The 10,564-nt window shown below is 59.6% G+C and carries 11 protein-coding genes; 2 read left to right on the top strand and 9 right to left on the bottom strand.

All coding sequences use genetic code 11. From position 1 onward, the window contains the following. Window positions 1-387: 387 nt before the first annotated feature. The 8 genes from ABIA90_RS43330 to ABIA90_RS43295 all read right to left on the bottom strand — a co-directional run bounded on the left by ABIA90_RS43330 (window position 388) and on the right by ABIA90_RS43295 (window position 6,559). Window positions 388-891, bottom strand: coding sequence for a DUF8737 domain-containing protein (locus ABIA90_RS43330; RefSeq protein WP_354121846.1), 504 nt, complete (start codon window positions 889-891; stop codon window positions 388-390). Window positions 892-1,156: 265 nt separating this feature from the next. Next, window positions 1,157-2,095, bottom strand: a complete 939-nt coding sequence (locus ABIA90_RS43325; RefSeq protein WP_247314895.1) for an NmrA family NAD(P)-binding protein — start codon at window positions 2,093-2,095, stop codon at window positions 1,157-1,159. A gap of 87 nt (window positions 2,096-2,182) precedes the next feature. Then, the gene (locus tag ABIA90_RS43320; protein WP_247314893.1) at window positions 2,183-3,004 is read right to left on the bottom strand and encodes an alpha/beta fold hydrolase; all 822 of its coding nucleotides are present in this window, start codon (window positions 3,002-3,004) and stop codon (window positions 2,183-2,185) included. Window positions 3,005-3,138: 134 nt separating this feature from the next. Beyond that, complete coding sequence (locus ABIA90_RS43315) at window positions 3,139-4,149, bottom strand: nitrilase-related carbon-nitrogen hydrolase (RefSeq protein WP_354121847.1); 1,011 nt, start codon at window positions 4,147-4,149, stop codon at window positions 3,139-3,141. A 114-nt stretch (window positions 4,150-4,263) separates the two neighbouring features. Continuing rightward, window positions 4,264-4,662: a hypothetical protein gene (locus ABIA90_RS43310; protein ID WP_354121848.1), complete on the bottom strand. Its 399-nt coding sequence runs from the start codon at window positions 4,660-4,662 to the stop codon at window positions 4,264-4,266. A gap of 162 nt (window positions 4,663-4,824) precedes the next feature. Continuing rightward, on the bottom strand, window positions 4,825-5,199 hold the full coding sequence (locus ABIA90_RS43305; RefSeq protein ID WP_027568291.1) for a hypothetical protein: 375 nt from the start codon (window positions 5,197-5,199) through the stop codon (window positions 4,825-4,827). Window positions 5,200-5,241: 42 nt separating this feature from the next. Continuing rightward, window positions 5,242-5,385: a hypothetical protein gene (locus ABIA90_RS43300; protein ID WP_247314888.1), complete on the bottom strand. Its 144-nt coding sequence runs from the start codon at window positions 5,383-5,385 to the stop codon at window positions 5,242-5,244. 301 nt (window positions 5,386-5,686) lie between these two features. Then, complete coding sequence (locus ABIA90_RS43295; RefSeq protein WP_354116252.1) at window positions 5,687-6,559, bottom strand: alpha/beta fold hydrolase; 873 nt, start codon at window positions 6,557-6,559, stop codon at window positions 5,687-5,689. Window positions 6,560-6,706: 147 nt separating this feature from the next. Here ABIA90_RS43295 and ABIA90_RS43290 point away from each other — a divergent pair, with 147 nt between their 5' ends. Both ABIA90_RS43290 and ABIA90_RS43285 read left to right on the top strand, forming a co-directional pair. Continuing rightward, the gene (locus tag ABIA90_RS43290) at window positions 6,707-7,663 is read left to right on the top strand and encodes a GlxA family transcriptional regulator (RefSeq protein WP_247314885.1); all 957 of its coding nucleotides are present in this window, start codon (window positions 6,707-6,709) and stop codon (window positions 7,661-7,663) included. A gap of 166 nt (window positions 7,664-7,829) precedes the next feature. Continuing rightward, window positions 7,830-8,801 (top strand): GlxA family transcriptional regulator, encoded by a 972-nt coding sequence (locus tag ABIA90_RS43285; RefSeq protein ID WP_354121849.1) that lies wholly within the window; start codon window positions 7,830-7,832, stop codon window positions 8,799-8,801. Window positions 8,802-8,900: 99 nt separating this feature from the next. On the opposite strand, the gene ABIA90_RS43280 is transcribed toward ABIA90_RS43285, so the two are convergent. Then, on the bottom strand, window positions 8,901-10,259 hold the full coding sequence (locus ABIA90_RS43280; protein WP_247314883.1) for a tyrosine-type recombinase/integrase: 1,359 nt from the start codon (window positions 10,257-10,259) through the stop codon (window positions 8,901-8,903). Between the last annotated feature and the right edge of the window lie 305 nt (window positions 10,260-10,564).

The raw sequence follows: 10,564 nt of genomic DNA, 5'->3' as shown, positions 1-10,564 counted from the left end.
CGCCTCTCGAATCATCTCAAAGTCGTTCTCGCAAAACAACTTTCGCTGATTCGGCGCCTCGATGCGCTCGATCCGTGTGAGATATCCGGGCTAGGTCAGGATAGCGGGAGCTAGCGAGACATCCACAACGACCGCTTCGCGCCGATACTGTTGAAAAACGAAACCCGAACGACATCGAAACCGCGCGAATGTCCACTCTTGGCCGTCTCTAACGCTAAAGCGCTCTTCAGCGCTGGTACGAAGGCTGGTGGCCGTCTTGGTGTGAAACGATGTGGGCCCAGGTCCCTGGATGCGAAATGCATCGGCGGCCCTGAGAAATTTCGTTTGTCGCCAAATAGACTTTTTCAACAATATCCGCCAGAAGCGCTCCTTCGCGGACTCACCTTATTAGCTTCCGGCGGCTGCGTTGGTCGACATTGACCGGGCCTTCAGGAGAAGCGCGAAAAGCATAAAATGTACACACAGAAGAAGGGGCACATATACGGTCGGAATGTAAAACGTGGCGCCCAGTGCCGAGGGGTGAAAGTCTTCATCAAAGAGGCCTTGGTAGAATGCAAATAGAAGATCGCCCGCTCCCCACAGGTTGAAGAGCCAGAGCGCGGCGTATCCGGCCGGTCTCCGCAGGAGCATTAGGGCCACCCCAGCGAGTACAACTGCAAACAAGTCGCCGAAAGCACCGGGCGCCGCGAAGGCTCTGGGCAATGAGCCCGCGACACCAGGAACAAAGAAAGACGCCCCAACGAAGCGAAATACGTTGAGATAAAGCAGCGGCGTGGCCGCGTCGGGCAATGAGCGGGATCGGACAAATGGCCAAATGTAGCGGGAGCAAACCGCTCCCCAAGCTACAAAGCTGAACGCGACGCTGATTCCGAAAATCATAAGGTCGGTCATGAGATTCATCCAATGAATGACTTCAATGTGACTAGAAAGCAACCCTGGTCCGCATCGCAAACGCGTTGAACTTCTAACCTGCATCTCCAAAGTTCGTCGCACTTAGGGGCCATACATCGACCGCCAACTTAAGCGCGACGTGATAAGGCTCATTCGTGATGAACGGCCTGGTAGAATTAGAGGCGCGAGCGTGATGGCCGCGATTCGCCTTGGCCCCGCAACCACGCTCCTTAGCGAAGCCGGACCCCTGTCTACGATGCCGTGCTTATTCAGCCGCGCTCGAAGGCGCGACCGGTGCGAACGCATGTGCGTTCTTCTGCACGAATTCCCGAACGCTCATCGGACGTATGCCGGTCAGCCTTTCGACATCATTGCTGAACCGATCGTACCGGTTGTCCTGATGTAGTTCCGCCATGGTCGCCACGTGCGCAACGACATGAAGCGGCATTCCGAAGGTGGCGAGTTGCCCCTTCATGACCTCAAGTGGAACGTTGACGTACGAGATCGTGCGACCAAGCGCGACCGAGAACTCGCGTGCAACCGCGTCCATGTCCTGCGAAACCGGGCCGGTCAGATGGTAGGCCTGGCCGATATGCTCGGCGGGCTCACTCAAGATCTCGGCGATCACCCGAGCGACATCGGCTGCAGCGATGGCTGAGTTCTTGCCCCTACCAAAGGGCGCCATGATTTTGTCCTGCATGGAGACGGTTTTCGCGGTTTGAAGCAGTAGCCCTTCCATGAAGGCCGTTGGTCGTACTTCCACCACTGGCAGCCCGGACCAGGATAATATCTGCTCCGCCAACCAATGCTGCTTTTGCTGTGGGCTAGGGGTCGTATTGAAAATGTCCATCTCGTTGACGGTCATCTGGGAGAGATTGACGAACGCCTTTACGCCGCGGTGCTTCGCGACGACGGCGACGTTGACAGCCGCTTCGAGATAGGTCGGCGCGACCGACATTGCGAAGCAGAGACGTTCGCACCCTTCGATCGCCCGATGTACCGCCATAAGATCAAGCAGATCGCCAACCACGACTTCTGCACCGAGCGCGCGCAACCTTGTGGCCCGCTCGTCGTCCACACGAACCTGCGCTCGTACCCGGAACCCACGGGCGAGAAGCAGCTCCGTCACGCAGCGGCCCACCGAGCCGATCCGTCCAGCCGCCCCGGTCACCAGAATCGGAAGTTCGTGTTGTGCCTTGCTCATCTTTCGCCTCACTCAGAATGAATATGCTTTGCCGCGCGACGTATCCGCTTTTGCCGCCGGTCGATCGGCAGGAGGATTTCGTCCCCGTCATCCTTTGAGGAAGGCCAGCAGGTCTGCGTTCACTTGATCGGCGTGGGTGACGCACATGCCATGTGGAGCACCGGCATATTCCTTCAGGCTCGCGTTTGGCAGGATCTTCACCGAACGCCGGGACGCGATGTCGATAGGAACGATCTGATCGTCATTACCCTGCAGCAGCAGGGTTGGGATCGTCATCTTCTTGAGATCATCCGTAAAATCGGTCTCGGAGAAGGCCTTGATGCAGTCATGCTCGCCTTGGAGGCTCCCCATCATGCCCTGAAGCCAGAAAGAGTCTATCTGGCCTTGCGAAACCTTTGCATTGGGACGGTTATAGCCAAAGAACGGCATTGCCAGTTCTTTGAAGAACCCCGCCCGATCGGCAAGCAGGCTCGCGCGCAGACCGTCGAAGACGCTCATCGGCGCGCTGTTAGGGTTGGTGGGCGTCTGCGCCATATGGGGAGGTACCGCGGAAATCAGGACTGCTTTCGATACACGCGATGTGCCATGGCGGCCGATATAGCGCGCCACCTCGCCTCCACCGGTCGAATGGCCGATCATCGTCGCACCCTTGACGTCGAGCGTCTCGAGTAGTGTGGCGAGATCGTCGGCATAGGTATCCATGTAGTTGCCGGTCCAGGTCTGATCCGATCGACCATGGCTGCGTCGATCATGAGCAATAACGCGGTAGCCGTGGTTCGCCAGGAACAGCATCTGGGCGTCCCAGGCGTCTGCGGTGAGCGGCCAGCCATGGGAGAAGGTTACGACCGGACCGGCACCCCAGTCCTTGAAGTAGATCTTCGCGCCGTCTTTCATTGTCGCGGTCGTCATGAGCTTTGATCCTTTGTGAGCAGGTTGGTGGGCTGGCGGCCTGGCGACCTTCGTCGCGTCCGCGAGCGCCGCTTTCGGGAGGCCGAGCGCGGCGACGAGACCGCCGCCAGTGAGAAGAAGATGCCGGCGTGAAGTCATGAGGTAGCTGCCACTACCAGACGCGAGTCGACTTCTTCCAGCCGATCGGCCGGGTCTAGGGATTTCAGCGCTGGATGCGCGTTGCGCTCATGCACATGGGACTTCGGCGTACGGTCGATCAGGAGGCTGAGCAGTTCCGGGCGGCTGTAGTGACCGCGCGAGTCCATCAGGCGCTTGCGCTTGTCGATAGCCCAGAAATCGAGATCGGCGATGACCTCGCCTTCGCCCGATCGCAGCGGCGCGCCCATCAATGCGCCCTCTGGAGAGACGATCGCGGTGAAGCAGCCGCTAGAGATCGGCTCGATGCTGCAGCCGGTATCCTTCATGATCTGAGCTTGCTGCTCAGCGTTCAGCCAGGCGGTCGCACAGACCACGAAACACCCGGCCTCCAGTGCGTGCTGGCGAATATTGACTGAAATCTGCTCGGAGAAACCGTCGCCGGCGAACGAGCCAGGATACATAGCGGAGTGAATCTGCTCGCCGTCGGCCATCAAGGCGTAGCCGGCCAGCGGGTTGTAATGCTCCCAGCAGGCCAGTTGACCGATGCGCCCTATGGCGCTGTCGACACAGCGCAGCCCGGAGCCATCGCCCTGACCCCAGACCATGCGTTCATGATAGGTCGGAGAAATCTTGCGACGGTGCTGGATGAGTGTGCCGTCGGCATCGAACAGGAGTTGCGCGTTATAGATCGTGCCGCCATCGCGCTCGTTGACGCCGACGGAGACGACCATGCCGGCTTGCTTTGCGGCCTCACCGATAGCCCTGGTGGCGTCAGACGGCACGGTCACAGCCTGATCGAGCAACTTGTAGTGCTCCGCGCCCATAAGGTAGGGCGCTTCGACGAAGGAAAAATAGGGGTAGTAAGGAATGACCGTTTCCGGGAAGGTCGCGAACTGGACGCCTTGGCGCCCAAGCTCGATGATTTTCTTGACCACTTTGCCAACAGTGCCTTCCCGGCTGTAGAGAACGGGACTGATCTGCACGGCCGCGGCTTTGACAACAGGCATCGTGGCGGGTCCTTTTTGGCGGGTTGTTGATGTAATCTTTGGTCCCCGACATGGCTTCACCATACCCCGGTCGACCTCAATCGGTTGGCGATGGAACCTGGAGCGCCACCAAGCTCACAACGAAACCCGCGGATCGCTTTGCGAACCCGGAGGTTCGGCGATGAGCATGGCGAGCGGCGCAAGCGGCCCGAGAGCGATCAACTCGAATTCCATCATTCCGGCGACGCCGAGTGGAAGCTTCTCCAGGAGTTCGTGCGCCTCTGCCGTGCTGGTGGCGTTCACGATGAAGACGACGCCGCGGCCCTCTGTCTGGGAGAACCACTGCTCGATTTTTCCAGCGAGATGATTGCGAACCGTGGCGCGAACCTCATGGGGGCGGACCGAGGCGATCGCCTCGGGTGTGCCCTTCGCCGTGACCGAGCCGATCGCCAGGATCTTGGTTGTCGGAGCGACAACGGCGGCGAGCGCGGGCAATATCTCGGCATGGACGCGCGGATTCTTGACGTCAGGCATTTTACTGCTTGCTCTCGGCATATCGGTAGGGGGACCACGAACGACTTCGCAGTATCCGTAAAAAGCATCCGAAGCGGAGCGATCGGGTAGTCACGAAGCTACGAATGCGGTCTGACGGAGTCTGGGGCGCTACCAAGTTCCCAACGCGGTTTGCGGATCGCATCACGAACGCGGAGGCTCACCGATGAGCATGGCGAGCGGCGCAAGCGGGCCGAGAGCGATCAGCTCGAATTCCATCATGCCGGCCACACCAAGAGGAAGCTTCTCTAGGAGTTCGTGCGCTTCCGCAGTGCTGGTCGCGTTCACGATGAAGACGACGCCGTAGCCCTCCGTCTGGAAGAACCACTGCTCGATCTTTCCAGCGAGATGATTGCGGACCGTCGCACGAACCTCATGGGGCAGAACCGGTGCGATTGCCGCGGGCGTGCCCTTGGCCGTGACCGACCCGATCGCCAGGATCTTGGTCGTCGGAACGACGACGGCGGCAAGCGCGGGCAGTATCTCGGCATGAACGCGCGGATTCTTGTTGTCGGGCATTTTGCTAATTCCTTTTGATAGATTGGTCCGGAGCGCCGCGAACTACTTCGCAGGCTCGGTCAAAAGCACGCGAAGCGGCGCGATCGGGCCGAGCGGGATGATCTGGAATTCCATCATCCCCGCCTGGCCGAAAGGAAACCTGCCCAGCAGTTCCAGAGCCTCCTTCGGATCGGTGACGTTCATCATGAACACGACACCGCTCTGGTCCTGCTTGAGGTACCATTGGTCGATTCTCCCAGCGAGATAGAGCCGTACGGTGTCGCGCACTTCAGAAGGAAGGAGCGGCTTCCACTGGTCCGGCGTCCCTTTGGCTGTGAAGGTCCGATCGCCAGCAGCTTGGTGGTCGGTACGTCAAGGCCCGAAGATGGTGCCGACTGAGCGGACGAAGTGGCCGGGCTGATCGCTACGAACATCGCGACGAGGGCGCCGAAGCAGGCGAGCCTGGTCATGCGGGTCGCGTTCACAGCGAGCTTGTCGAGGACGCGGCTCATGACAGCATCGCCTTCGCCACTTGCGCGGGCTCGTCGGCCTGCAGCCAATGACCTGCCGGTATGACGGTGAGGGACGCATTCTTGAGCTGAGACTGGCGCCGCTCGGCCATGGCGGCGGGGAAGTAAGGATCGTACCGTCCCCAGATCAGCTTGACTGGAATATCCAGCGTCTTGAGCGCCGTCAGATGCTTTGCGTTTCGGGCATGTTCATCGAAGAATTCCGCCGCCAACTGGACGAAGGCAGGACCGGCGCCAGGTTGGACGATAAAGTTGTCGCTGATCAGCGGACCGATGAACGCGCTGAAATGGGACTTTTGCGCCTCGGGCAAAGAATCCAGGAATTTCTTCTGCTGCCATCTCAGCAGCCAGCCAAACTGTTCGGGGCTCTGGGCGATCGCCATGGCCAGGGGCTGCATGCTCCGGGTCGCGAACAGCGTGATCATCTCGGGCCAAAGAACCGTGGAGTCCTCGCTATAGGCCGAGTTGAGCATGATCGCGGAATCGACACCGTCCGAATGGGTGAGCGCGTAGTTGAGCGCCGCCATCCCCGAGGAATCGTGAGCGACCGGGACGATCGTCCCCAGACCCAGACCCTCGACCACCGCTTCAAGGTCGCCAAGTTGCTGCTTAAAGCTATAGACGGTGCCGGCGGGCTTGTCGGAGGCGCCAAAGCCCAAAAAATCGAACGTCACCACGCGCCGCCCGCTGGCGACCAAGTGCGGAATCAGGTCGTCCCAGATGTGCAGATTGTCGGGGAAGCCGTGCATGAGTACGAAGGCCGGGCCAGAACCCGCATAATCTCGAGCGTAGACTTTTCCTTCGCCCCTAGAAATGCGATGCTCGACGAAGGCGGCGTGATCGGAAGACATGCATCATCCTTTCTTCCTCACGGAAGCGCTGACATGGGTGTCGCTTAGCGGCGAGGAGCCAGTGCGAGATTTGTTGCTCGGACTCTAGCGATTACGGCGGGGCTGACGTAGGTCGTTCTTGCCACCATTCGTGCCACAGGAGCGAAAATGCATCGGGTCGGTTTCATCGTGCCGCAACGGTTTCAGCTGATGAGCCTTGCGGCTCTGACGGCATTCGAAATCGTCAATCTGCCTCCCGCCGACCAGCGCTACGACATCCATTTGTTGTCAGAGCATGGCGGTCCGGTTCGGTCTTCGTCAGGAATGACGCTGCAAACCGAGGCGTTCGGAGATCCCGCCTTCGACACAGTTATCGTGGGTTCGATCACCGAGATGGACATGCCTTCGTCCGATGCGACCATGATCGCGTTCGTGCAGGAGGCAGCCAAAGCATCCAGGCGGATCGCCTCGATCTGCAGCGGCGCGTTTGTGCTGGCTGAAGCGGGCCTTCTGAATGGTCGACGCGCGACGATGCATTGGGCTCATGCAGATAGTTTCAGGGCTCGGTTCCCGGATGTCAGGGCGGAGGAGGACCGCATCTACATCAATGACGGACCGGTCTGGACTTCGGCGGGAATGACCGCGGGGATCGACCTCGTTCTGGCGTTGATCGATAATGATCTCGGTCCCGAAGCCGCGAAAATGGTCGCTAGGCTTCTGGTCATGAACCAGCGTCGGATGGGTGGACAAAAACAGCATTCCGCACTCCTTGATATGACGCCGAAGTCCGATCGCATCGAATTGGTCCTGGCGCACATCCGCCAAAATTTGCAGAACCCATTGACGATCGAAGAGCTTGCGGCGGTCGCCAACCTGAGCCCCCGCCAGTTCAGCCGCGCCTTTCTGGCTGAGACCGGCCAGTCACCAGCAAAAGCCGTGGAGCGGCTCCGGCTGGAGGCCGCTAGGTTCATGATCGAAGAGGGACGGCACACGGTTAACGTCGTGGCGCGGGAAACGGGCTTTGTGGACCGAGAACGCATGCGGCGCGCGTTCCTCCGGACCTTCGGCGTGCCACCGGAGATATTGCGCAGGAACGCTCGACGGGAGGCGGTGGCGGCTGCCTGACTTGGGCTATAAAAAATGTAGGCTTGAGTCTGGCTCTCAATGCGGGGCCGAACGGCGCTCTCGGCCATCCGGCCCGTGCGTGAGCATCCGGGTTCGACAGCAGAGCATGCCTCCTGGATGATACCCGTCTGGACTATCATCCACATTTCGGACAGTAGGAGCAGCCATGCATCGGGTAGGTCTCATTGTCCCGCACGACTTCCAGCTCTTGAGTCTTGCGCCCATGACGGCATTCGAAATGACGGGATTCGGGCTTGCGAAGCCGCCTCCGGCCGATACCCACTATGACCTCCATCTGTTGTCAGAGCACGGCGGTCCCGTTCGATCTTCCTGTGGTTTGACCGTTGACACCGAAGCATTCGGCGATCCGGCTTTTGATACAATTATTGTCGGCGCGATCACCGCGTTCGAAATGGCCCCATCGAGCGCAAACTTGATTGCCTTCGTGCAAGAAGCTGCGAGGGCGTCGAGGCGCACCGCTTCATTTTGCAACGGGGCGTTTGTTCTCGCTGAAGCCGGACTTCTTGATGGTCGCCGTGCGACAACGCATTGGATTCAAGCGGCAAGTTTCAAGGCTCGGTTTCCGGATGTCAGGATGGAGGAGGACCGGATCGACATCAATGACGGTCCGATCTGGACGTCGGCTGGAATGACCGCAGGAATCGACCTTGTCCTAGCGATGATCGATAAGGACCTGGGTCCCGAAGTTGCGAAGGTCGCTGCCAAGCTTATGGTCATTAATCAACGTCGGATGGGCGGACAAACACAGCATTCCGCTCTCCTCGACATGACGCCGAAATCCGATCGCATAGAATTGGTCGTGGCGTACATCCGTCAAAATCTGCGGAATCCGCTCACAATCGAGGAGCTTGCGGCCGTCGCCAACCTCAGCCCTCGTCAGTTCAGCCGCTCTTTTCTGGCCGAGACGGGTCAGCCCCCGGCGAAGGCTGTCGAGCGACTTCGGCTGGAAGCTGCCAGGTTCATGATGGAGGAAGGGCGGCACACGGTTAACGTCGTAGCGCAGGAAGCGGGTTTTGCTGACCGCGAACGCATGCGGCGGGCGTTTCTCCGGGCCTTCGGTGTGCCCCCGGAGGTGTTGCGCAGGATTGCTCGACGGGAGGCGGTGGCGACTGCCTGACTTTGGGTCTGGCCGAGGTTTTCTGTCAGGATTGGCATCTACGGAGCGCATTCTCTTTGGGGATAAGTCGCCTGCAACCCCACTAAGCGCCGATTATACCTAGGCGGCCAAGCGGCGATCCTCTTCGCCGTCTTCGTGGTCGCCGTTGGATGCCTTCTTTAAGAAGCGGGCCAGCGCGGCTTTTCGTGAATCGCGGTCCAACGCGTAGGCGGTTTGCTTGAATTCGATGCCGTCAAGGAGCCCCTGAATATAGCCCGAGATGGTGTCCGCAGCCATGATGAGCGCGGTGTCAAGCGTATGGATGTACTTGCTCGTCACCGAACCTTTGGCATGACCGACCAGAGCCGCGATGGTCACCTCGGTAAAGCCGAGATCGTTGGCCATGCTCGCGAAGCTGTGACGGAGGACGTGCGGCGTCACATCGGATAGCGGGGAGTCCTTGAAGATATGCTTCCAATGGCTCGGGAAACTGCCGAACGCGTTGTCCTCGCCCTGCCCCGGGAAAACAAATGTGCCGACATGGTCGGTGCGACGCTGCTCGAGATATTCGACGACAGGCAATCCTACGGGGCGGATCGATTCACCTTCCTTACTGTCCTCCAGTCGCAAACAACTCGCCTCGGTATCAGCCTCCGTCCATTTCAAGCCGATCATTTCGCTTCGCCGGGAGCCGGTCAGCGCAATCTGACGGACAATGTCCCCGATCGTGGTGTATTTCTGCTGCTTGGCGGCGTCGCGGAGCATCCGACCGAGTATTCGATACTCCGCCTCCGATAGTCGACGCTTTCGCACATTGTCCTTTGGCTTGCGGATACCATGGGCCGGGTTGCTCTCGATGATCCCTGCTTCGACGGCGTAGGTAAGGATGCCGCCGAGAAGGCCCACGGTACGCGTGGCCGTTCCAGCGCCGCCCCGGACGATGGCCTTGCCGCGCAGCTTCTTAGTCTTGACCGACACCCGGGTCTTTCCGGCCATGATGTCCTTGAGGACCTTGTTGATGTCGGTCTTGGTGAGATCCTTGACCCGCCTGGTTCCTAGGAGCGGAATGATGTGCCGCTCAATGCGGCCCGTGTCTGTGGTGATCGTTGAGGCCTTCTTCGGTCGCCCGCCTTTCCCAAGGATGAGGCCGGCCTGCAGATCCGCGAGATAGCGGGTGCACAGCTCCCTCACAGTGATCGCCTTGTGATCGAGTTGGCGATCTTCGACGGGATCATCACCCCCAGCGACCCGGCCGAGTTGCACCCTTGCCTCTCGGCGTGCCGTCTCTGGTGCCCAGGCTCCGTGAAGCCCAATTGTGTATCGACGAGACCGACCTCTCGATCGATACTGGATGACGTAGCTGCGCTTTCCGGAGCTAAAAACCCGGAGTCCAAAGCCCGGTAGCTCGTCGTCCCAGATGAGGTAGTCCTTCTCTCGGGCATCCGCCGCCTCGACAACCCTCTTCGTGATCTTGACCATGACGTTCCTTCGTTCCAGGCGCGATCTCCCAAGTAAGCAACGCGTAAGCAGGCGGGAGAAAATCGGTGCGGGGTTTCGGATAGGAACGTCGCTGTTGTTGTTGAGAATACCCAGTTGCTTCAGGTGGATAGCGTAGCATAGCGTGCCCTATCGCATTTTTCGGATGGGTACGTTATCTTGCTCCGAAGGCAGAGGTCACACGTTCGAACCGTGTCGGGCGCACGATGACCTGACGCCCTTTCCACCGGGAATGGGCAAAGCGGAGAAGCGAGTATTTACGCGATGGCTATTTCCGGCCCGATGCA

This window comes from Bradyrhizobium sp. LA6.8 (genome assembly GCF_040547935.1).
Taxonomy (GTDB): Bacteria; Pseudomonadota; Alphaproteobacteria; order Rhizobiales; family Xanthobacteraceae; genus Bradyrhizobium; species Bradyrhizobium barranii.
The sequence above is the reverse complement of the archived record's forward strand: the minus strand, read 5'-3'. Positions and strand labels throughout refer to the sequence as shown.